The sequence below is a fragment of the Streptomyces sp. NPDC030809 genome, assembly GCF_055572195.1.
Map to the genome: position 1 here is coordinate 15,432 of NZ_JBVIDV010000040.1, position 20,930 is coordinate 36,361.

Genomic DNA, 20,930 nt, shown 5'->3' on the forward strand with positions numbered 1-20,930 from the left:
TTCCCGATGCGGAGCGGGCGCGACGGGTCGGGCCCGCGGGCCCCGGGCGGGCCGGACGCGCCGGACGCGCCGACCTGGCCGGGGCCGCCCCGGGCCGGGCCCGCGCCGACCCGGGACGCGGCCCTTCCGTCGGATGCGCTCGGCCCTCCCCCGGCCGCGCTCACCGCCGGCCCTTCGGGGCGCGGCCCGGCCCGGCCGGGCCGGCGAAGCCCTGGGCGATGCCGAGCCAGTGGTCCGCGTCCGGTCCCTCGGCCCGGAGGGCGAGGTCGTCCCGGTGGGCCCGCTGGGTGACCAGCAGGCAGAAGTCGAGCGCGGGCCCGGTGACCCGCTGGGGGGCGTCGGCGGGACCGTGGGCCCAGACTCCGGCGGCACCGTCGCCGATGGCCGCAGCGTCGGGGGCGCCGGCCTCCGGCGGCGGGGTGAGCTCCACCCGGAACTCCCCTTCCGGGGCCGGGAGTCCGCGTACCGCGTACGCGTAGTCCCGGGCCCGGACCCCGATGCGCGCCACGTGCCGCAGCCGGGCCGTCGGGGTCCGCCGTACACCGAGTGCGTCGGCGATGTCCTGGCCGTGCGCCCAGGTCTCCATCAGCCGGGCGCTCGCCATGGAGGCGGCCTTCATCGGGGGCCCGTACCAGGGGAAGCGCGCGTCCGGCGGGGCCGCGGCGAGCACCGCGTCCAGCGCGCTGCGCCCGGCCCGCCAGCGTTCCAGCAGTTCGGCGGGCGGCAGTGCGGCCCCTTCGGCCGCGCCCTCGTCCACGAAGCCGTCGGGGTCGGCGAGGGCCGTCTCGACCATGCGGCCGAAGCCGGCGGCGTCGGTCACGGCGAGCAGTGCGGCCCGGTCGGTCCACGCCAGGTGGGCGATCTGGTGGGCCACGGTCCAGCCGGGGGCGGGCGTCTCCCGCGTCCAGTCCGCTGCGGCCAAACCGCCCACCAGCAGGTCGATTTCCTCGCTCTCGGCCCGCAGATCCGCGAACACGGGCAGGGGCGGGCGGGCGTTCGGATCGGGCACGTGCGCTCCCTCGGGAAGGGTCCGGACACGGACGGGCACTCCGGCGTGAGGGGAAGAGTGGCAGTGCCGATGAAAACAATCAAGCGTGCTTGCATGATTTGTCGAGAACCCGGCGCGCACCCGCGCACGGAGCCCGGCGAACCCCAGGGTTCGGATCTGGCCACGGCCCAACTCTCTGCAATCCCGGGCGTGTTGCGGCCAACCCGGCCGCGCCGCAGCGGAAGTGCCACCCCCGTTCCGTCCGGCCGCCGCCCGACAAGGGGGCAATTCCGGTCTGATACCCGGAACCCGCGAAACGTCGCGGATGTCTGAGCCCATACTGAGCAGCGCTCAGGGCCCGAGCACTCACGCGTTCATCCCTGTGCAGGCCCGACGGGACGGGGCCGCCGGGCACAGCACGCACCTCAGGGGCACATCAGGGACACGTCAGCGATCCAGCGATCCAGGGATCCGGGGACCGAAAGGGCTCCGGGGTCCGCGGAGCCAGGGGAACCGACATCACGATGAGATCCAGCCGTCTTCTCTCCATCCTCCTGCTGCTCCAGACCCGGGGGCGGATGACCGCCGCACAACTGGCCCGGGAACTGGAGGTGTCGGTCCGTACGATCTACCGCGACGCGGAGGCCCTGGCGGCCTCCGGGGTGCCGGTGTACGGGGATGCCGGGCACAGCGGCGGCTACCAGCTGCTGGACGGGTACCGGAACCGGGTGACCGGGCTCGGTCCGGGCGAGGCCGAGGCCCTGTTCCTGGCCGCGCTGCCCGGGCCGGCGGCGGAACTCGGGCTGGGCCAGGCGCTGTCGGCCGCCCGCCTGAGACTCCGCGCGGCCCTCCCGCCCGAACTCCGCCCGGAGGCCGACCGGCTGCGCCAGCGCTTCCACCTCGACGCGCCCGGCTGGTACGCGGACCACGCGGAGGTCCCGTTCCTGCCGCAGGTCGCGGACGCGGTGTGGCGGGGGCGGGTGATCGAGGTCCGGTACCGGTACGGGTACGAGTACGGGCACGGGGCGGAGGGGGCCGGGTCCGCCGCGGGTGGGGGCGAGGGCGCGGGTGCGGGCGGGGATGTGGATTGCCGGCTGGAGCCGTACGGGCTGGTGCTGAAGGCGGGGCGGTGGTACCTGGTCGCCGGACCCGGGCCCCGTACGTACCGCGTGGACCGCATCCTCGCGCTGACCGAGACCACCGTGGAGGCCGCGCCCCCCGCGGACTTCGACCTGGCCGCGCACTGGCGGGCGGCGGAGGCCGCGGCACGGCATCCGCAGCAGGCGGAAGTACGGCTCTCCCCGCGCGGGGCCGCCCGCATCACGTGCGCGCAGGCGCGGGCGGCGGCTGCGGCGGGGGCGCCGGACGGGGACGAGGGGTGGGTGCGGGCGGTGCTTCCGGTCGCGTCGCTGGACGAGGCGGAGCGGGAGTTCTTGGCGCTGGGCACGGACGTGGAGGTCCTCGGACCTCCCGAACTCCGGGCCCGCCTGGCCACGACGGCGGCGGCCCTCGCGGCGCGCTACGCGTAACGCGGCTCCGCCGCGTGGTTACGGGGCTCCGCCCCGCCCCCGGGCCTGACGCGGCCCGGCCCGAAGAGTGCGGCCCGCCACGCGTTAGGCCGGGGCCGGGGCCGGGCCAGGGACCCGTTAGGGCTGGGGTGGGGTGGGTTGGGTCTGGGTGCGGACTGCGCCCATGCTGGCCGCGATGACCAGCGTGATGGCAGCCGCGTCCGTCCAGGACATGCCCTGGCCCAGTACCAGCAGCCCGGCCAGCGCAGCGATCGCCGGCTCCAGGCTCATGAGGACCGCGAACGTCGAGGCCGGCAGCCGCCGCAGCGCGAGGAGTTCGAGGGTGTACGGGAGGACCGACGACAGGAGGGCCACGCCGACGCCCAGCAGCAGCGTCCCCGGCACGACCAGCGCCGCCCCCGCCTCCGCGATGCCGAGCGGCAGGCTGAGGACCGCCGCGACCGCCATCGCCAGGGCCAGCCCGTCCGCCTGCGGGAAGCGCCGTCCGGTGCGGGCGCTGAAGACGATGTACGCCGCCCACATCGCACCCGCCCCGACCGCGAAGCCGGCCCCCGCCGGGTCGAGACCGCCGAAGCCGCCGCCACCGTGCCCGCTCAGCAGCGCCACGCCCGCCAGCGCGAGCCCCGCCCACAGGAAGCTGGACATCCGTCGGGCGACGAGGACGGACAGGGCGAGCGGGCCGAGCACCTCCAGGGTGACCGCGGGGCCCAGCGGGATGCGGTCGATGGCCTGGTAGAAGAGGCCGTTCATCCCGGCCATGGCGGTGCCGAAGGCGAGGACCGTGCCCCAGTCGGTGCGCGAGTAGCCGCGCAGCCGCGGCCGGCACACCGCCAGCAGGACCAGGGCCGCGGCGGCCAGGCGGAGCGCGACCACTCCGGCGGCCCCCGCGCGCGGCATGAGCATGACCGCAATGGCCGCTCCGAACTGCACCGAGATGCCGGCCGTGACGACCAGGCCGACCGGTCCCAGGCGGGAAGGCCCGCGTTCCTTGCCGGGCAGGGCGAGGGAGGGCCGGGCGGCGGCAGAGGACACGGCGGTACCTGGGGTGGCGGAGGCGGAACGGGTCATTCACCCAGACTAAGCCTCCCGTAAGGGGCATGCCGCCGTGTTTTGCCTTACAGGGGGTGCCCTGCGAGCCGTGCGGCGCTCACCCCCGGTCCAACGCCTCCGCCAGCAGTTCCGCCAGGTGCCGGCCCGGGCGGTCCGAGAGGTGGGCCAGCTGGGTCCGGCAGGAGAAGCCGTCCGCGAGCACCGCCGCGCCCGGGCCGGCGGCCCGTACCGCGGGCAGCAGCTGCTCCTCCGCGCAGGCCACGGAGACGGCGTACCGCCCGGCCCCCCGCTCGAAGCCGAAGTTGCCCGCGAGCCCGCAGCAGCCCCCGCTGAGCTCCCCGGTGAGTCCGGCCCGCTCGCGCAGCCGCCGTTCCGCCGCGTCACCGAGTACGGCGTGCTGGTGGCAGTGGGTCTGGCCGACCACCTCGCGGTCCAGCCGCGGCGGCTGCCAGCCGGGGGCGCGCTCCTCCAGCACCTGGGCGAAGGTCCGCACGGCCGCGGCCAGCCGCCGGGCCCGCGGGTCCCGGGGCAGCAGCTCCGGCAGGTCGGTGCGCAGGGCCGCCGCGCAGCTGGGTTCCAGTACGAGGACGGTGGCCGCCTCGCCGCCAGACTCCCGGTCCGAGCCCCCGACCGCCTCGCCGCCAGACTCCCGGCCCGAGTCCCCGGCCGCCTCGCCGCCCGAGTCCCCGCCCCGGTCCCCGCCCGAGTCCCGGCGCGGCTCACCGCCCGGGGCACCGCTCGCGCCACCCAGGGAGTCCCCGACCGTGTCCAGGGTGCGGCGCATCACGGCTCGGGCCCGGTCCAGGCGCCCGGTCGAGACGTACGTGAGCCCGCAGCAGACGCGCCCCCGGGGCAGGGCGGTGCCGATCCCGGCCGCGTCGAGCACGCGTACGGCGGCCCGCCCGACCTCGGGCGCGAGGTGTTCGGTGAAGGTGTCCGGCCACAGCAGCACCGGCCGGGTGCCCGGCGCTCCGTCCCGGCCGCCGCCCGGCGCCCCCTCGGGCCCGCCGCCGGCCCCACCGGAGGCCGTACGCCACCCGCCGGAGGCCCCGCGCCGCCCGCCGCCCGAAGGCCCGCCCCCGGCCGCGTACGTCTCCCGCCCCGTCCGGTGCCACCACCGGCTGAAGGTCTCGGTCGCCAGCCGCGGCAGCTCGCGTTCCGGGGTGAGGCCGGCCAGGCGGTGGATCCCGGGGAGGCGGGCCAGGGCGTTGGCGGGGCGGGCGGCGCGGGCCGCCGCGACCAGGCGGAGCCAGTCGGGCAGGCCGCCCATCGAGTAGTGGGCGGCGGGCCGGAGGCGGCCGGCCCAGTGCCGGTGCAGGAACTCGGCCTTGTACGCCGCCATGTCCACGCCCACCGGGCAGTCGCTGCGGCAGCCCTTGCAGGCCAGGCACAGGTCGAGGGCCTCGCGGACCTCCGCCGAACGCCAGCCGTCGGTGACCACCTCCCCGGCGAGCATCTCGTGGAGCAGCCGGGCCCGGCCGCGGGTCGAGTGCATCTCCTCGCCCGTCACCCGGTACGAGGGGCACATCACCCCGGCCCCCGGCGGGCCCGCGGACCGGCAGCGGGCCACGCCCACGCACCGGGCCACCTCCCGGGCGAGCCGCACCTCCGGCCCCGCCCCGGGACCTCCCGCCAGCTCTGCCCCGGGAGCCGCGCCCAGCTCTGCCCCGGGAGCCGCGCCCGGCCCCCCGCCCCGCGGCAGCACCGCGAAGCGCAGGTTCTCGTCCAGGCGGGCCGGGCGGGCCAGGGTGCCCGGGTTCATGCCCCCCGCCGGGTCCCACAGGTCCTTGTACGCGCCGAACAGCCGCACCACCTCCGCGCCGTACATCCGCGGCAGCAGCTCGGCCCGGGCCTGCCCGTCGCCGTGCTCCCCGGACAGCGAGCCGCCGTGGGCCGCGACCAGGTCCGCCAGCTCCTCCGAGAAGGCCCGGAACCGGGCCACCCCGGCCGCGCTCACGAGGTCGAAGTCGATCCGCACGTGGATGCAGCCCTCCCCGAAGTGCCCGTACGGGACGCCCCGGAGCCCGTGCGCCGCCAGCAGGGCGCGGAACTCCCGCAGGTACGCGCCCAGCCGGGCGGGCGGCACCGCGCAGTCCTCCCAGCCCGGCCAGGCCTCGCTGCCGTCGGGGAAGCGGGTCGCGGTGCCGGCCGCGTCCTCGCGGATCCGCCACAGGGCCCGCTGCCGGGCCGGGTCGGCCACGACCACCGCATCCAGGGCGTCGGCGGCCCGGGCCACCGCGTGCGCGGCCCCCGGGTCCGGCATCTCGACGAACAGCCAGGCCTGCCCGCGCGGCAGCAGCCCGGCGCCCGCGGCCCCGCGCACCAGGTCGGCCGCCATCCCCTCCACCGTCAGCGGCCCGTACGGAAGGAGCCCGGCGGCGGCCTCGGCGGCGGCGCTCTCGTCGGCGTACCCGAGCACGGCCAGCGCCCGCCACGGCGGCACCGGCACCAGCGCGACCACCGCCTCGGTGACCACGCCGAGGGTCCCCTCGCTGCCGCAGAAGGCGCGGGCCAGGTCGGTGCCCCGCTCGGGCAGCAGCGCGTCCACCGCGTATCCGGAGATCCGGCGGGTCAGCCCCGGTCGGTCCATCTCGGTCCGCAGGAGGGCCAGGTGGGAGGCGACCAGGGCGGGCAGGCCGTCCGGGGCGCCGGCCCAGCCGCGGCCCAGCCGGTGCGGGCCGCCCGGGTCGCCGTACCGCAGGACCTCCAGCCTGCGGACGTTGTCAGCGGTGGTCCCCCAGGCCACCGAGTGCGCCCCGCAGGCGTTGTTGCCGATCATCCCGCCGAGGGTGCAGCGGCTGCGGGTGGACGGGTCGGGGCCGAAGGTCAGCCCGTACGGCGCCGCCCGGTCGCGCAGCACGTCGAGGACAGCGCCGGGCTGCACCACCGCCGTGCGCGCCTCGGGGTCGAGGTCGAGCACGGCGGCCATGTGCCGGGTGAAGTCGAGCACCACGCCGGTCCCGGTGGCCTGTCCCGCGATGGAGGTGCCGCCGCCGCGCGGCACCACGGGGACCCCCGCCGCGGCGCACACCTGCAGGGCCGCCGCCACGTCCTCGGTGTCCCGCGGGGCCACCACGCCCACCGGCACCCGGCGGTAGTTCGAGGCGTCCATCGTCATCAGCGCCCGGGCCGCGGCCCCGAACTCGACCTCGCCGCGGACCGCTTCCCGCAGCGCCCGTGCCAGCTCCCCCGCACCCCGCGTATCCGTCACCCGTACACCCTGCCACCCACTCCGCAGGGTGAGTCCGTCTCACCGGGTGGACGCGCCTGAACAGCACCTGGCCGGACCGGATACGCTCCGCTCGTGGCTGAGATCCAGATTCCCGCTGACATCAAGCCCGCCGACGGCCGTTTCGGCGCGGGCCCCTCCAAGGTGCGGACGGAGGCCCTCGAAGCCCTGGCCGCCACCGGCACCTCTCTCCTCGGAACCTCCCACCGCCAGGCACCGGTCAAGAACCTGGTCGGCGCGGTGCGGCAGGGCCTCCGGGACCTCTTCTCCCTCCCCGAGGGCTACGAGATCATCCTGGGCAACGGCGGCTCCACCGCCTTCTGGGACGTGGCGACCCACGGGCTGATCGAGAGCAAGTCCCAGCACCTCAACTTCGGCGAGTTCTCCTCCAAGTTCGCCAAGGCCGCGAAGCTCGCGCCGTGGCTGGAGGAGCCCACCGTCATCGCCTCCGAGCCCGGCACGCACCCGGACCCGGCCGCCGAGGCGGGCGTGGACGTCTACGCGTACACCCACAACGAGACCTCCACCGGTGTCGCCGCCCCGATCAAGCGGGTCGCGGGCGCCGACGAGGGCTCCCTCGTTCTGGTGGACGCCACCTCGGGCGCGGGCGGCCTGCCCGTGGACATCACCGAGACGGACGTCTACTACTTCGCCCCGCAGAAGTCCTTCGCGGCGGAAGGCGGCCTGTGGCTGGCCGCGTTCTCCCCGGCCGCCCTGGAGCGCGCGCAGCGCATCCACGCGTCCGGCCGGCACGTCCCGGAGTTCTTCTCGCTGCCGACGGCGATCGACAACTCGCTGAAGAACCAGACGTACAACACCCCGGCGCTGTCCACCCTGTTCCTGCTGAACGAGCAGGTCCAGTGGATCAACGGCCAGGGCGGTCTGGACTGGGCCGTGGCCCGTACGTCGGCCTCCGCGCAGGCGCTGTACGGCTGGGCGGAGGAGTCCAAGTACGCGCAGCCGTTCGTCACCGACCCGGCGAAGCGCTCGTCCGTCATCGGCACGATCGACTTCGACGAGAGCGTGGACGCGGCCGCGGTCGCCAAGGTGCTGCGCGCCAACGGCATCGTGGACACCGAGCCGTACCGCAAGCTCGGCCGCAACCAGCTGCGCATCGCGATGTTCCCGGCGATCGACCCGGCGGACGTCACGGCGCTGACCGCGTGCATCGACTACGTGATCGAGAAGCTCTGACCCGATCCGTCGGGAGACTCCGGCCTGTGTGATCGACGAGCTCCGACCCCGGCCCGACTGCGGGCTCCGAGGCCCCTGGTGACCATGTGTCACCGGGGGCCTCGGCCGTTCGACCGGGGGCGGGGCCGCGGGGGCCGGGACCTTGGTCCCAAAAATGGCGGCAAAGAGGCTGCAAACGGGGTTTCCCGGCGGGGCCGCGGCCTGCGGTTTCCCCGTACGGGACCTTCGGCGGGCCGGTCCGGGGGCGGCTGCGGGGCCGCAACCTCCTGCGCAGGATGTGCCTCATGTCTGGTGTGCCGGGAAACGTCCCGGCCCTGTCAGGAGGTACCACCATGCGCAAGGCACTCACCCTTCCGGCGATCGCCCTCGCCTCCGCGATCGCGCTGGCCGGCCCCGCGACCGCGTTCGCCGCCGACGGCGGCTCCCACCCGGGCAGCAGCACGGCGTCCGGCGACGCGGCGCAGGGGGGCGCGGCGAAGGGGGACGCGGCGAAGGGGGACGCGGCGAAGGGCGACACCGCGTCCGGCGGCCGCAAGGACACCGCCGCCGCGGACTCCGCCGCCACCCTCGAACTCTCCTCCGGCACCGCGAAGCCCGGGGCCGCGATAGAGGTCACCGCCCGGGTCCCGGCCGGCTCCACGAACGTGCGGGTCGCCTCCGCCGCCCTGGACGACGTGACGATGACCGAGGGCAAGAGCGGCACCGTCTGGACCGGCCGCGCCACCGTGGCGAAGAACGCCCAGGACGGCAACCACGGGGTCGCGCTCACCGGCACCGGCCCCCGGGGCGAGAAGCTCCAGGCCGCCGTCACCCTCACCGTGCAGGCGGGCGGGCCGGGCCCGAAGCCCACCCCCGCCGTGACCGACTCGCTGCGCCTGTCCGCCGACCACGGCAAGCCGGGTGAGCGGATCGGCATCACCGTCACGACCGCCGCGAAGAGCGCGTACGTGGACTCCGGCGCCTTCGGCGGGCGCGTCAACCTGAAGAAGACCGGCACGGACACCTGGACCGGCACCGCCGTGGTCGCCTCCGGGGTCAAGACCGGCTACTACGGGGTGGACGCGTACGCCGGGGGCAAGAAGTTCGGCACCTGGAAGTTCAGCACCGACGCCACCGGCCCGCAGCCGCACCCGCACCACCACGGCGGCCTGAAGCCGCTGCAGCCGAGCGAGCACCGCACCCCCAAGGGCTCGGTCAACACCGGCGAGGCCGCCCCCGCCGCCCTCCGCAAGGGCGTGGACGACGGCCTGCTCGCCGTCGGCGGGGCCTCCGCCGCCACCGCGGTCGGCCTGGCCGGCGCCGGTCTGCTGCGCCGCCGCCGGAACCATGGCTGACCCGACCGCGGCCGGCCGCCGCCCGGCCCGCCCAGGCCGCCTGCGCCGCGCGGCCCGCCTTGACCGCGGGCGGCACCCGGCCCCCCTGCGCCGCGCGGCCGCCTGCGCTGGAGCCGCGGCCCTGACCGCCGCCCTGGTCGCGGGCTGCGGCTCGGCGGACGGCGGGGCGGACGGCGGGGCGAAGGGCGGGGCCGCCGGACCGCCCGTGAAGGCCGCGGCCGCCTCCTCCCTCTCCCCCTCCGTGCCGGACCGGATCGACATCCCGTCGATCCACGTGGACGCCGCGCTCGGCGCGGTCGGTCTCGACGCGCAGGGGCGGATGCAGGAGCCGCCGTTCGACAAGCCGATGGAGGCCTCCTGGTACCGGCAGGGGCCGACGCCGGGCGAGAAGGGCGCTGCCGCGATCGCCGGGCACATGGACACGCCCACCACCCCGGAGGCCGTGTTCCACCGGCTGAAGGACCTCGGGAAGGGCGCGCAGATCGAGGTGCACCGCGAGGACGGCACCACCGCCGTCTTCGCCGTGGACGAGGTGGACACGTTCAAGAAGAGCGCCTTCCCCACCGGCAAGGTCTACGGGGACACCCACGGCAGGGCCGAGCTGCGGCTGATCACCTGCGGCGGCAGCCTCACCGCGGACCGGCACTGGGACTCGAACGTGGTCGTCTTCGCCCACCTGACCGGCAAGGCCTGAGGAGCCGGGGCAGGCCCCGGCAGCGGGGCCCGCGGGGCCGGGCACGGAGGTGGGGGGGGGGGGGGGGGGGGGGGGGGGGGGGGGGGGGGGGGGGGGGGGGGGGGGGTGGGAGGGTGGGGAGGGTGGGGCGAGCTGACGGCCCCTCTTTTCCCCCCCCCCCCCCCCCCCCCCCCCCCCCCCCCACGACCGCATTCGGCTATCCCGCCGAGGGCTGCCGCCCCGCCGGATATCGCACCGCCGGCGGCCGGGGCCGGGGCCCTCACGCGACCGGCAGCGGCGGTACGGGGACGGGGGCGGGCAGCGGCGGCACGTCCACGGGCAGCTTCGGGAGTGCGGGCAGGCCCGGCAGGTTCGGCAGCGGCAGCCCGGAGCCGAGGACGAGGGCCACGACGAGGTTGACCAGCCCGGTCACCACCTCGGTGGCCTTTCCGGCCGCGTCCGCCGAACAGCCGCACGGGCCGGCCGCCTTGACCAGGCCCTCCACCGACTTCTTCAGGTTGTCCACCGCTGCGGTGATCAGGTCCAGCGGGGCCGCCTTGGCACCCGCGGCAGCCGGCGCGGCCTGCGCCGCGATCGGCAGCTTCGGGGCGTCCACCGGCAGCTTGGGGGCCTCGACGGGCAGCTTCGGCGCCTCCACCGGGAGCTTCGGGGCCTCCACGGGCAGCTTCGGGGCTTCGACCGGCAGCTTCGGCGCCTCCACCGGCAGCTTCGGCGCCTCCACCGGCAGCGGCGGTACGGGCACGGGAAGCGGCGGCACCGGCACCGGCAGGTCCACCGGGGGCTTCGGCAGGTCCGCGGGCGGCTTCGGCAGCCCCGCCTTCAGCCCGTCCAGGGCCGAGGTGACGGCCGCGAGGTGCTTGTCCAGCTCGGCCTGGGGCAGCTTGCCGTCGTCCGCCTTGAGCACGGCGGTGAGCAGATCGGTGACCGGCGTCAGCACCCCGCCGATGTCACCGAGCGTCTTGACCTGCGCCAGCAGCGCATCGGCCCCCGGCACCGGGGCGGCCGCGAGGGTGCCGGACACCGCCGTCCGCTGCGGGGCGGCGACGGCCGCGCCGGCGAGTGCCGGCGACACGCCGAGCAGGGACAGGGAGAGGGCGAAGGGGACGACGAAGCGCGTTGTGGGACGCAACTGCTTCTCCTGTTCGGAAAGGGCGCTCCCCGGCCGGAAGGACGTCCGGCGCGGGAGGCACGGGGATGGGAAGGGGACGGGGACTACCCCACCCACTACTGATCACCCGTCAGCCCGCCGCAACCGGAGGCCCCTGCCCGCTACTGCACCCGTGAGTGACCGTCACCCGCCCCGCCGTACGAGCCGCTTCAGACCGACCACCACCGCCACCGCGAGCGCGAGCACCAGGGCCCCGGTGGTGAAGCTCCCCGATCCGGACTCCGCCGGCGGGTCCGCCTTCCCCGGTGCGCCGCCCGGTCGGCGGGTGCCCCCGGCCCCCTCCGCGGGCTGCTCCGCCGCCACCGGCACGGCCACCACCCGGCTCTGCGCCCCCTCCGAGCCGAACATCAGGGCCGAGCCGTCGGGCGCGTACGCCACGGACTCCGCCTGGGCCTGGAAGGGGGCGGACACCCGCTCGCCCTCGCCGCCGATCCGCCCGTCCCGCCAGGCGTACGTCTCGGCGAAGAAGTAGCCGCGCAGGGTGAGCCGTTTGCCGTCCGGGGAGAAGGCCCCGTCCGTCACCCACGGCACCTCGCCCACCCGGCGGAACACGTTGGAGCCGCCCGCGTCCAGGCGCGCCGGGCCCTCGTACAGGCCGCCCTTGTCCTCGTGCTTGCTCGCGATGTAGACCCGGCCGGTGACCGGATGCACCATCAGGGCCTCGGCGTTGCGCGGTCCGTCGGCGTAACGGACCGTGAACTGGGTGGCCTTGGCCGTCGAATCCCCCAACCGGGCTGGCTCCGGCAGCCGGTAGATCCACACGTGGTCCCAGCCGCCGTCCCGGTTGTCCCCGATGTCGCCGACGTACAACCGCCCGTCCGGGCCCAGGGAGACCGCCTCGATGTCCCGCGGACTGCCGACACCCGTCATGGTGATCCGCGCGACCGTCCGGCCGGTCGCGGAGTCCACCCCGTAGAGGTACGGGCCGTCGTCGCTGTCGTTGTGCGTCCAGTAGACCCCCGGGTGCGCCCGGCTGGCCGCCAGCCCGCTGGACTCCTTGATCCGGGGGTCCGTGATCGTGAACGACTCCGCCCCGGGCCCGGCCGCGGCCGCCGCCGGCAGGGCGGTCAGCGCGAGCACGGCAGCGGCGGCAAGGGCACACACGGCGGGACGCGAGGCAGGGCGCATGCCCTCAAGCCTGCCATCCCGCCCACGTGGCCAGGCTCACAGCAGTGCGCCTCGGAGCGCCGGGGCCGATCCACGATGATGTCCGGATGCGTTTCATGTTCGTCGGAGACTCCATGACCATCGGGCGCGCCGGCGACTTCACCTGGCGCTACCGCATGTGGCAGCACCTCAACCGCACCTTCGGCGGCCCGTACAAGATCGTCGGCCCGCGGACCGAGGTGTACGACACCTTCGCCGACGCCCCGGTCTCCCACGAGTACGCCGATCCCGGCTTCCCGGAGGCCGGCCGCCGCCACCTGGCGGGCTGGGGCGAGGGCTGGCAGCACATGGCCCCGCTGATCGGCGGGACCGTGCGCGAGCACAAGCCGGACGTGCTGCTCATCTCGCTCGGCCTGATCGACCTGGGCTTCTACACGGACGCCGAGGAGACCGCGGCGAACGCGCGCCGGTTCGTCGCGGAGGCGCGCGCGGCCCGGCCCGGCATCCGGATGGTCATGCTCCCGGTGATACCGAACGTCCGGGCCGAGTCGGACGAGCCCTTCGCCGCCCAGTGCGCGCGGTTCAACGAACTGCTGGCGAAGGCGGTCGCGGACCTCTCCACGACCGCCTCCCCGCTGCTGCTGGCGGCCCGCCCGCAGGACTACGACATCCACGCGGACACGTACGACGGCACGCACCCGAACCCCTCCGGCGAGCACCGCCTGGCGGGCGAGTTCGCCGGCGCCCTGCACCAGGCCTGGGGCATCGGCGCCCCGTACGAGCCGGCCGCCTGAGCAACCGGCCCGCGCGGGCTCCGGCGGGGCGCCGGCAAACCCGCAGCCCCGCGCCCCGTCAGTGCGAGGGCCGCCCGAACCCGTGGTGGGTCCAGTCGCCGAGCTGCGGCGGGCGGACCACCGCCGTGGGCTCCGGTCCGGCGAGCCTCCCGTTGCGGGTGCCGACCGACCACACCTGGTGGTGCGAACCGCCGGCCACGCGCAGCGCGAACGTCACCTCCGGCCGCCCGTCCCCGTTCAGATCGGTGACCCGCGGCTCCGCCCCGAGGCTGGTGGGGACGGGGACGGCGGAGGCGGCGGGCAGCCCGGGGGCCTTGCGGTCGTAGAAGGCCGCACCGGCCGTGAGCGGCTTCCCGGCGGGGCCGCCCTTGAACACGTACAGGCCGCCGCCGCTGGTGGGCGCGCAGTCCTCGTCGCCGGGCTCGCACCAGGCGCCGTCCTCGCCGGGGGCGGTGGCCAGGAGTTCGGCGTACCCGTCGCCGTTCAGGTCGCCGGCGGCCAGCCCGGCGCCGAAGGCGTCCTTGGGCCGGGCCCGCCCCGGCACCCCGATGGTGTCCTCGGTGACGGTCCGGGCGGGCCGGGCCGGGTCGATGCCGCCGGCCGCGCCGTGGCTGACCCGGATCCGGCCGCCCGTCTGCTTCCGCCCGTCCCGGGCATCGGGCTCGCCGACGGCCAGGTCCCCGTACCCGTCGCCGTCGAAGTCGCCGATGGCACCGGCGCTGCCGCCGGGGAGGTCCTTCCCCGTGCGCCGCAGGCCCGAGGGGCCCCCGAGGAACACCCGGCCGAGATCCTTCAGCCCGTTCTCGTTCGGGCCGAGCACCACCAGGTCCAGGGCGCCGTCCCGGTCGATCCGGCCGGGGACCAGCCGGGTGCCCCAGTCCACCCGCATGCCGGAGCCGGTGTCGAGGCGCCGGGTCTTCGCCGGGACGCCCTTCTCGGTGAACGGGCCCTCGAAGAGGTCGATGCCCCCGTGGTACCGCGCGACGAGGTCGGGCTTCCCGTCTCCCGTGAAGTCGCCCGCCTGGAGCTCGGCTCCGAGGTCCCAGTGGCGCACGGGCGTGTCGCCGCCGAGGAAGGTGCCCGTCCCGAGGCCCTGGGGGCTGCCCCAGATGATCCGCAGCGGCGGCCCCTCCGGCTCGTCGGAGGTCGACGAGGCCCTGCTGACCACGAGGTCGGCATACCCGTCGCCGTTCAGGTCGGCGTGGGTGAGGTTCGACCCGAAGTCGCTTCCGCTGCCGATGCCGCCGGGAGTCCCCAGGCTGCGTTCGTCGATCAGCCTGGACCCCGTGGTCCGGACCCCGTCCCGCGAGCCGTGGGCCACGGTGACGTAACCGGAGCCGCCGGTGGCCTCGCTCGCCGCATCGGGCACGCCGAGCGCCAGGTCGTGGTACCCGTCCCCGTTGAAGTCGTCGGCGTAGCGGGTCTCCGCGGGCCCGGCGGGGGCGAAGGCCGCCGAGGCGCCGGCCGGGATGGTCAGCCCGCCGGTGCACGCGGCGGCCACGGCCGCGGCCAGCACCCCGCGCCTGATGTTCCGATGCACAGTCTTCCCCCCGTACTCACGTACTCGATCCGTACGGGGGGTTCGACGGGCCGGGCCCGGCAAAGGTTGTACGGCGCGCACGGCCCGGCCCCCGCGCGCACCGCCGCCCGGTCACCAGGCGAAGGCCTCCGGGGACGGGCCCGGGCCCGGGAAGATCTCGTCCAGCGCGGTCAGCAGCTCCTCGCTCAGGTCCGTCTCCAGTGCCCGCAGCGCCGAGTCCAGCTGCTCCGGGGTGCGCGGGCCGACGATCGGGCCGGTGACCCCGGGCCGGGTGAGCAGCCAGGCGAGGGCGGCCTCGCCCGGCTCCAGGCCGTGCTTGTCGAGCAGGTTCTCGTACGACTGGATCTGGGCGCGGACGGCCGGGTCCTCCAGGGCCTCGGCGGTGCGGCCGGAGGCGCGGCGGCCGCCCTGGACCTCCTTGCGGATGACCCCGCCGAGGAGCCCGCCGTGCAGCGGGGACCACGGGATCACGCCGAGCCCGTACTCCTGGGCGGCCGGGATGACCTCCATCTCGGCGCGCCGCTCGTAGAGGTTGTAGAGGCACTGCTCGCTGACCAGGCCGACCGTGCCCCGGCGGGCCGCCGTCTCGTTGGCCTGGGCGATCTTGTAGCCGGGGAAGTTGGAGGAGCCGGCGTAGAGGATCTTGCCCTGTTGGATCAGCACGTCCACGGCCTGCCAGATCTCCTCGAAGGGGGTCAGGCGGTCGATGTGGTGGAACTGGTAGAGGTCGATGTAATCGGTCTGCAGGCGCTTGAGGCTGGCCTCGACGGCGCGGCGGATGTTCACCGCGGACAGCCGGTCGTGGTTGGGCCACACGTCCCCGTCGGGGGCCATGTTCCCGTACACCTTGGTGGCGAGGACGGTCTTGTCGCGGCGGCCACCGCCCTGGGCGAACCAGGTGCCGATGATCTCCTCGGTACGGCCCTTCTCCTCACCCCAGCCGTACACGTTGGCGGTGTCGAAGAAGTTCAGGCCCGCGCCGAGGGCGGTGTCCATGATCGCGTGGCTGGTGGGTTCGTCGGTCTGGGGTCCGAAGTTCATCGTGCCGAGAACGAGTCGGCTGACCTTGAGTCCGGTGCGTCCGAGCTGCGTGTACTTCATGGGACCCAAGCCAACTGCTTCGAGTCCGCTCCAAGCAAGAGCCGCCCGCCCGGTTCACCGGACGGGCGGGTTCTGGGGCCGGAGGTACGACTGCCCTACGGCACCACTGTCCTACGGCGCTTCTGTCCTACGGCACTACTGTCCTACGGCGGCGGCCACGGCCACGACGACGAACATCAGCACGAGCACACCGGCCATCACACGGTTACGGGTCTTGGGATCCACACATCGAGCGTAACGAACCCCGCGGCTCATCCTTCCAGCGGCCAGGCCGCGAGCACCTCGTACCGGGGCTGCTCCCCGGGCACCCCGCTCACCGGCAGCCGGCTGCGGACCAGGCTCACCTCGCCGACCTGCCAGGACGTGCCCTCGAACGGGGCGAGGGCCTCGGTGTACGGGCGGAGCGGGAGGTCGGCGCGGCTGCGGGCCACCGTCAGGTGCGGGGTGTAGCGGCGGTGCTGCTCCATCGGGATCCCCGTACGCCGGGCCGCCGCGTCGGCGCGTTCGGCGAGCAGCCGCATCGTGCCGAGGTCCCCGGCCGCGCCCACCCACAGCGCGCGGCTCCCGAAGTGGCCCGAGCCGTGCAGGCGCAGCGGGAAGGGGGCGGTGCGGCGGGCGGCCCGGGCCAGCCGGCCCCGGAGCTCGTCGAGCAGCTCCTCCGCCACCTCTCCCATGAAGGCGAGGGTGAAGTGCCAGCCCTCCTCGGCGGTCCAGCGCAGCCGCTCGTCGGCGGGCAGCTCCCGCACGGCGGCCCGCAGCTCGGCGACGGCCGCCGGGGGCGGCAGGACGGCGGCGAACAGTCTCATACGGCCGAGGTTAGGGCCTGCCCGCGGCGGGCGGGGGCGGTCCGGCCGCGCCGTACGCGCCCCGGACCGCCCTACCCGGCCGGGACCGCCGCACGGCCGACCCGACCGGGACCGCCGAACCGACCGGGACCGGCCGTACCCGACCGCCCGGAGACCCGGAGCCGTACGCCCCTCAGGCCGCCGTGGCCAGGTCCCGGCGCGGCACCAGGGCCACGTGCGGGCGGCCCGGGCGGAGGTCCACCCGCAGCCGCAGCCCGCCGATGCGGGAGAGCACCAGGCCCACGGCCACCGCCGCCAGCAGGGACAGCGCCCCGCCGGCCGCCATGCCGGTCCGCGGCCCGTACGTGTCGGTGATCCAGCCGAGCAGCGGGGCGCCGAGCGGGGTGCCGCCGGCGAAGACCATCATGAACAGGGCCATCACCCGGCCCCGCATCTCGGGGTCGGCGGCGGTCTGCACCGTCGAGTTGGCGGTGACGTTCACCGTGAGGCCGAACATGCCGATCGGCACGAGCAGCAGCGCGAAGGCCCAGAAGCCGGTGACGAACGGGGTCAGCGTCAGCAGCAGCCCGAAGGCGACCGCGGCGGCGACCAGCAGCCGCAGCCGTGCGATGCCGCGCCGGGCGGCCAGCAGGGCCCCGGCCAGGGAGCCGGCCGCGAGCAGGCTGTTGAGCAGCCCGTACGTGCCCGCGCCGCGGTGGAAGACGTCGTCCGAGAAGGCCGACAGCCACACCGGGAAGTTGAAGCCGAAGGTGCCGATGAACCCGATGAGCACGATCGGCCAGATCAGCTGCGGGTGCTGCGAGACGTACCGCAGGCCCTCCCGGAGCTGCCCCTTGGCGCGCGGCACCGGCTCCACCCGGTGCAGCTCGGCGGTGCGCATGAGCAGCAGGCCGGCGATCGGGGCGAGGAAGGACAGCCCGTTGAAGAGGAAGGCCCAGCCGCTGCCGACGGCGGCGATCAGCACACCGGCGACGGCGGGGCCGACCAGGCGGGCGGACTGGAAGTTCGCGGAGTTCAGCGAGACGGCGTTGGCGAGCCGGTCGGGGCCGACCATCTCGTGGACGAAGGCCTGCCGGGCCGGGTTGTCGACGACGGTCACGAGTCCGGCGGCGAAGGCGGTCAGGTAGACGTGCCAGACCTGGACCTGCCCGCTGAGGGTGAGCACGCCGAGCGCGAGGCCGGTGAGTCCCAGGGCGGACTGGGTGGCGATCAGCAGGGGCCGCTTGGGCAGCCGGTCGGTGAGGACCCCGCCGTAGAGGCCGAGCAGCAGCATCGGCAGGAACTGCAGGGCGATCGTGATGCCGACCGCGGAGGCCGATCCCGTCAGGGACAGGACCAGCCAGTCCTGGGCGATGCGCTGCATCCAGGTGCCCGTGTTGGAGACGACCTGGCCGGCGGCGAAGAGCCGGTAGTTCCGGATCTTCAGCGAGTCGAACATCGACGGCTTGCGCCGGGTCGGCCCGCGGGTGTCGAGGGTGGATGTGGACGGTCCGGGTGCGGAGTCTGCTCCGTTTCCCGTACTCAAGGGGCTTCGCCTCCGTGCGTGGTGCCTACAGGTGCGCGAGCTTCTCCAGGACGGGAGCGGCAGCGCGCAGCTTGGCCCACTCGTCCTCGTCGAGCTCGGCCGCAAGCCCCGCCAGGAAGGCATTCCGCTTGCGACGGCTCTCTTCGAGCATCGCTTCGGCCTGCTCCGTCTGGCTGACCACCTTCTGGCGGCGGTCCTCGGGGTGCGGCTCCAGCCTGACCAGTCCCTTTGCCTCCAGCAATGCCACGATGCGGGTCATCGAAGGGGGCTGCACGTGCTCCCTGCGGGCCAGCTCACCGGGGGTGGCCGAGCCGCAGCGGGCAAGGGTGCCGAGCACCGACATCTCGGTCGGGCTGAGCGATTCGTCGACGCGCTGGTGCTTCAGGCGCCGGCCCAGCCGCATCACGGCCGAGCGCAGGTCGTTCACGGCGGCAGCGTCGTCGCCATGGGAAAGGTCACGCATGTTCTTTAGACTAACTCATTACCCATGCTAAAGACCAGGCGCCACCCCGGCTGCGGACGGTGATACCCGGCACATCGGGGGGCCACGACACGTGTCACCCGTACGGGTGAGACAGCACCGGAAAGTGACACGCCGTACGCCTGTCTGCCCCGACCCTGTCCGCATGGGGACACACGTGCTCAGCATGCGGATAGACGGGGAGCTGCTGGACCGGCTCCGGCACCACGCCGCTAAGCGCGGGATGAGCGTCCAGGACTACGTGGTCCGGACGCTGATCCGCGACGACTTCGACGAGCGCTTCAAGGCGGCCGTCGACGAGACGGAGAAGTTCTACGGGCTCACCTGAGCCGGCCCGGAACGCGGACCGGCCCGGAACCCCGTCGCTTCGGGTCCCGGGCCGGCGGTGCGCGGAGGGGTCAGCCCAGGCCGAGGGCCGGCATCGCGTAGTAGAAGACGAAGACCGCGGAGACCGCGTACATCGCCGCGGGGACCTCGCGGCCGCGGCCGGCGGCCAGGCGCAGGACGCAGAAGCTGACGAAGCCGAGCCCGATGCCGTTCGTGATCGAGTAGGTGAAGGGCATCATCAGCATGGCCAGGAAGGCCGGCACGGCGATGGTGAAGTCGCTCCAGTCGATGTCCTTCACCGAGCCGGCGAGGATCAGGAAGCCGACCGCGACCAGGGCCGGGGTGGCCGCCTGGGAGGGGACCATCGTGGCCAGCGGGGTGAGGAACAGCGCGGCCGTGAAGAGCAGGCCCGTGACCACGCTCGCCAGACCGGTGCGGGCGCCCTCGCCGACGCCGGCCGTGGACTCCACGAAGCAGGTGTTGGCCGAGGAGGAGGTGGCGCCGCCCGCCGCGACGGCGATGCCGTCCACGATCAGGACCTTGTTGATGCCGGGGAAGTTGCCGTCCTTGTCCATCAGCTTCGCCTCGTCGCCGACGCCGAGGATGGTGCCCATCGCGTCGAAGAAGCAGGACAGCAGCACGGTGAAGACGAACAGCACTCCGGTCAGCACGCCGACCTTGCCGAAGCCGCCGAACAGGCTCATCTGACCGACCAGCCCGAAGTCCGGGGCCGCGACCGGGTTGCCCGGCCACTCCGGCACGGTCAGGCCCCAGGCCTGGCCCGGCAGGTCCGCGATCAGCTGCACGGCCACCGCGACGACCGTCATGACGACGATCGAGATCAGGATCGCGCCCGGCACCTTGCGGATGATCAGCGCGAGGGTCAGCAGCACGCCGAGGACGAAGATCAGGACCGGCCAGCCGTGCAGGTGGCCGTTGCCGCCGAGCTGGAGCGGGACGGTGGTGTGGGCGGCGTCCGGGATGCGGGAGACGAACCCGGAGTCGACCAGGCCGATCAGCATGATGAAGAGGCCGATGCCGATGGCGATGCCCTTGCGCAGGCCCAGGGGCACCGCGTTCATGACCCGCTCGCGCAGGCCGGTGGCCACCAGCAGCATCACCACGAAGCCGGCGAGGACCACCATGCCCATGGCGTCCGCCCAGCTCATCCGGGGGGCGAGCTGGAGGGCCACGACGGTGTTGACGCCGAGGCCCGCCGCGAGGGCGATCGGGACGTTGCCGATCACGCCCATGAGGAGGGTGGAGAAGGCCGCGGTCAGCACGGTCGCGGTGACCAGCTGGCCGCCGTCGAGCTGGTGCCCGTACATGTCCTTGGCGCTGCCGAGGATGATCGGGTTCAGCACGATGATGTAGGCCATCGCGAAGAAGGTGGCGAAACCGCCGCGGACCTCGCGGCCGAGGCTGGAACCGCGCTCGGAGATCTTGAAGTAGCGGTCCAGGGCGGACCGGGTCCCCTCGGGGGCGGGCTGCGGGGCGGTGGCCGGTGCGGCAGGGGCCGACGTGCTCATTCGGTCCTCAAAGGTTTGCTTAGGAGATTCGCACCAATAAATTCGGTCGCGAACAAACCGTTTCAGTATGAACACATGAACGAAGGGCCGTCCATCTCCGCGCGTAGACCCGGAAGCGGGCGACCTAGACTGGCCCGCATGGCGAAGTGGACCCCCAAGCACGAGGCACCCGAGCCCCTGGAGGGGCCCGTCGTCGCCACCATCACCGGCGGCACGATCCTCTGGTTCGCCATGTTCGTGGTGCAGCTCCCCTTCTACGGCTGGTTCGCCGACCGGGACCTGCTGTGGTGGGTGTGGACCTGCGCCGCCGGGGGCGCCCTCGGCCTGATCGGCATCTGGTACGTCCGGGCCCGCGATGCCGCGCTCAAGCGGCACGCGGCGGAAGCGGCCGGGGCGGCCGGAGCGGAAGCGGCCGGAGCGGAAGCGGCCGGAGCGGCCGGAAACGGCCTTCGACCGCAGGACGATCCTGGTCATCCCCAGGTCTGATCTTCACACCGCTCGGCGGGTGAACCACCCAAACCACCCGTACCGTCG

General features: G+C 74.8%; 18 protein-coding genes. 7 read left to right on the forward strand and 11 right to left on the reverse strand.

Translation table 11 applies throughout. From position 1 onward, the window contains the following. Positions 1-160: 160 nt before the first annotated feature. The gene (locus tag ACZ407_RS33855; protein ID WP_468135171.1) at positions 161-1,009 is read right to left on the reverse strand and encodes a TIGR03084 family metal-binding protein; all 849 of its coding nucleotides are present in this window, start codon (positions 1,007-1,009) and stop codon (positions 161-163) included. A 503-nt stretch (positions 1,010-1,512) separates the two neighbouring features. On the opposite strand from ACZ407_RS33855, the gene ACZ407_RS33860 reads away from it, so the two are divergent. Beyond that, positions 1,513-2,517, forward strand: a complete 1,005-nt coding sequence (locus tag ACZ407_RS33860) for a helix-turn-helix transcriptional regulator (RefSeq protein WP_468135173.1) — start codon at positions 1,513-1,515, stop codon at positions 2,515-2,517. A 117-nt stretch (positions 2,518-2,634) separates the two neighbouring features. Here the strand turns inward: ACZ407_RS33860 and ACZ407_RS33865 are convergent, their stop codons facing one another. Next, positions 2,635-3,585, reverse strand: coding sequence for an EamA family transporter (locus ACZ407_RS33865; protein WP_468135175.1), 951 nt, complete (start codon positions 3,583-3,585; stop codon positions 2,635-2,637). A gap of 79 nt (positions 3,586-3,664) precedes the next feature. After that, entirely contained in the window at positions 3,665-6,778 is a 3,114-nt protein-coding gene (locus ACZ407_RS33870; RefSeq protein ID WP_468135177.1) for an FAD-binding and (Fe-S)-binding domain-containing protein, read from the reverse strand. A 93-nt stretch (positions 6,779-6,871) separates the two neighbouring features. Here ACZ407_RS33870 and serC point away from each other — a divergent pair, with 93 nt between their 5' ends. The 3 genes from serC (at position 6,872) to ACZ407_RS33885 (ending at position 10,018) form a co-directional block, all read left to right on the forward strand. Further along, a complete protein-coding gene (serC, locus tag ACZ407_RS33875) occupies positions 6,872-7,990 on the forward strand; it encodes a phosphoserine transaminase (protein WP_468135179.1) in 1,119 nt (372 codons plus the stop codon). 332 nt (positions 7,991-8,322) lie between these two features. Next, complete coding sequence (locus tag ACZ407_RS33880) at positions 8,323-9,324, forward strand: hypothetical protein (RefSeq protein WP_468135181.1); 1,002 nt, start codon at positions 8,323-8,325, stop codon at positions 9,322-9,324. Beyond that, the gene (locus ACZ407_RS33885) at positions 9,317-10,018 is read left to right on the forward strand and encodes a class F sortase (RefSeq protein ID WP_468135183.1); all 702 of its coding nucleotides are present in this window, start codon (positions 9,317-9,319) and stop codon (positions 10,016-10,018) included. The genes ACZ407_RS33880 and ACZ407_RS33885 overlap by 8 nt, the downstream gene beginning before the upstream one ends. 259 nt (positions 10,019-10,277) lie before the next feature. Here the strand turns inward: ACZ407_RS33885 and ACZ407_RS33890 are convergent, their stop codons facing one another. Further along, on the reverse strand, positions 10,278-11,147 hold the full coding sequence (locus ACZ407_RS33890; RefSeq protein ID WP_468135185.1) for a hypothetical protein: 870 nt from the start codon (positions 11,145-11,147) through the stop codon (positions 10,278-10,280). A 162-nt stretch (positions 11,148-11,309) separates the two neighbouring features. Next, entirely contained in the window at positions 11,310-12,314 is a 1,005-nt protein-coding gene (locus tag ACZ407_RS33895) for a TolB-like translocation protein (protein WP_468135187.1), read from the reverse strand. Between the two features lie 86 nt (positions 12,315-12,400). Between ACZ407_RS33895 and ACZ407_RS33900 the strand changes: the two genes are divergently transcribed. Next, a complete protein-coding gene (locus ACZ407_RS33900) occupies positions 12,401-13,087 on the forward strand; it encodes a GDSL-type esterase/lipase family protein (protein WP_468135189.1) in 687 nt (228 codons plus the stop codon). Positions 13,088-13,145: 58 nt separating this feature from the next. Here ACZ407_RS33900 and ACZ407_RS33905 read toward each other — a convergent pair whose 3' ends face one another. The 5 genes from ACZ407_RS33905 to ACZ407_RS33925 form a co-directional block, all read right to left on the reverse strand. Further along, complete coding sequence (locus tag ACZ407_RS33905; RefSeq protein WP_468135191.1) at positions 13,146-14,627, reverse strand: FG-GAP and VCBS repeat-containing protein; 1,482 nt, start codon at positions 14,625-14,627, stop codon at positions 13,146-13,148. Between the two features lie 111 nt (positions 14,628-14,738). Continuing rightward, positions 14,739-15,728, reverse strand: coding sequence for an aldo/keto reductase (locus ACZ407_RS33910; protein WP_468135193.1), 990 nt, complete (start codon positions 15,726-15,728; stop codon positions 14,739-14,741). Positions 15,729-15,979: 251 nt separating this feature from the next. Continuing rightward, complete coding sequence (gene thpR / locus ACZ407_RS33915; RefSeq protein WP_468135195.1) at positions 15,980-16,534, reverse strand: RNA 2',3'-cyclic phosphodiesterase; 555 nt, start codon at positions 16,532-16,534, stop codon at positions 15,980-15,982. A 172-nt stretch (positions 16,535-16,706) separates the two neighbouring features. Continuing rightward, a complete protein-coding gene (locus tag ACZ407_RS33920) occupies positions 16,707-18,059 on the reverse strand; it encodes an MFS transporter (protein WP_468135197.1) in 1,353 nt (450 codons plus the stop codon). A 25-nt stretch (positions 18,060-18,084) separates the two neighbouring features. Continuing rightward, the gene (locus ACZ407_RS33925; RefSeq protein ID WP_468135199.1) at positions 18,085-18,522 is read right to left on the reverse strand and encodes a MarR family winged helix-turn-helix transcriptional regulator; all 438 of its coding nucleotides are present in this window, start codon (positions 18,520-18,522) and stop codon (positions 18,085-18,087) included. Positions 18,523-18,685: 163 nt separating this feature from the next. Between ACZ407_RS33925 and ACZ407_RS33930 the strand changes: the two genes are divergently transcribed. Then, positions 18,686-18,868 carry a BrnA antitoxin family protein gene (locus ACZ407_RS33930; protein ID WP_249767154.1) on the forward strand — a complete coding sequence of 61 codons (183 nt, stop codon included), beginning with the start codon at positions 18,686-18,688 and terminating at the stop codon, positions 18,866-18,868. 70 nt (positions 18,869-18,938) lie between these two features. Here ACZ407_RS33930 and ACZ407_RS33935 read toward each other — a convergent pair whose 3' ends face one another. Further along, a complete protein-coding gene (locus tag ACZ407_RS33935; RefSeq protein WP_468135201.1) occupies positions 18,939-20,396 on the reverse strand; it encodes an NCS2 family permease in 1,458 nt (485 codons plus the stop codon). Positions 20,397-20,534: 138 nt separating this feature from the next. On the opposite strand from ACZ407_RS33935, the gene ACZ407_RS33940 reads away from it, so the two are divergent. Next, positions 20,535-20,882, forward strand: coding sequence for a DUF2530 domain-containing protein (locus ACZ407_RS33940; protein ID WP_468135203.1), 348 nt, complete (start codon positions 20,535-20,537; stop codon positions 20,880-20,882). The last annotated feature ends 48 nt before the right edge of the window (positions 20,883-20,930 follow it).

What these genes read in the sequence shown, in the direction of transcription:
- ACZ407_RS33900 (WP_468135189.1), top strand. Translation starts at nt 12,401, where the DNA reads ATGCGTTTCATGTTCGTCGGAGACTCCATGACCATCGGGCGCGCCGGC.
- ACZ407_RS33925 (WP_468135199.1), bottom strand. Translation starts at nt 18,522, where the DNA reads ATGCGTGACCTTTCCCATGGCGACGACGCTGCCGCCGTGAACGACCTG.
- ACZ407_RS33930 (WP_249767154.1), top strand. Translation starts at nt 18,686, where the DNA reads ATGGGGACACACGTGCTCAGCATGCGGATAGACGGGGAGCTGCTGGAC.
- ACZ407_RS33865 (WP_468135175.1), bottom strand. Translation starts at nt 3,585, where the DNA reads ATGACCCGTTCCGCCTCCGCCACCCCAGGTACCGCCGTGTCCTCTGCC.
- thpR (WP_468135195.1), bottom strand. Translation starts at nt 16,534, where the DNA reads ATGAGACTGTTCGCCGCCGTCCTGCCGCCCCCGGCGGCCGTCGCCGAG.
- ACZ407_RS33860 (WP_468135173.1), top strand. Translation starts at nt 1,513, where the DNA reads ATGAGATCCAGCCGTCTTCTCTCCATCCTCCTGCTGCTCCAGACCCGG.
- ACZ407_RS33935 (WP_468135201.1), bottom strand. Translation starts at nt 20,396, where the DNA reads ATGAGCACGTCGGCCCCTGCCGCACCGGCCACCGCCCCGCAGCCCGCC.
- ACZ407_RS33885 (WP_468135183.1), top strand. Translation starts at nt 9,317, where the DNA reads ATGGCTGACCCGACCGCGGCCGGCCGCCGCCCGGCCCGCCCAGGCCGC.
- ACZ407_RS33940 (WP_468135203.1), top strand. Translation starts at nt 20,535, where the DNA reads ATGGCGAAGTGGACCCCCAAGCACGAGGCACCCGAGCCCCTGGAGGGG.
- ACZ407_RS33895 (WP_468135187.1), bottom strand. Translation starts at nt 12,314, where the DNA reads ATGCGCCCTGCCTCGCGTCCCGCCGTGTGTGCCCTTGCCGCCGCTGCC.
- ACZ407_RS33910 (WP_468135193.1), bottom strand. Translation starts at nt 15,728, where the DNA reads ATGAAGTACACGCAGCTCGGACGCACCGGACTCAAGGTCAGCCGACTC.
- ACZ407_RS33880 (WP_468135181.1), top strand. Translation starts at nt 8,323, where the DNA reads ATGCGCAAGGCACTCACCCTTCCGGCGATCGCCCTCGCCTCCGCGATC.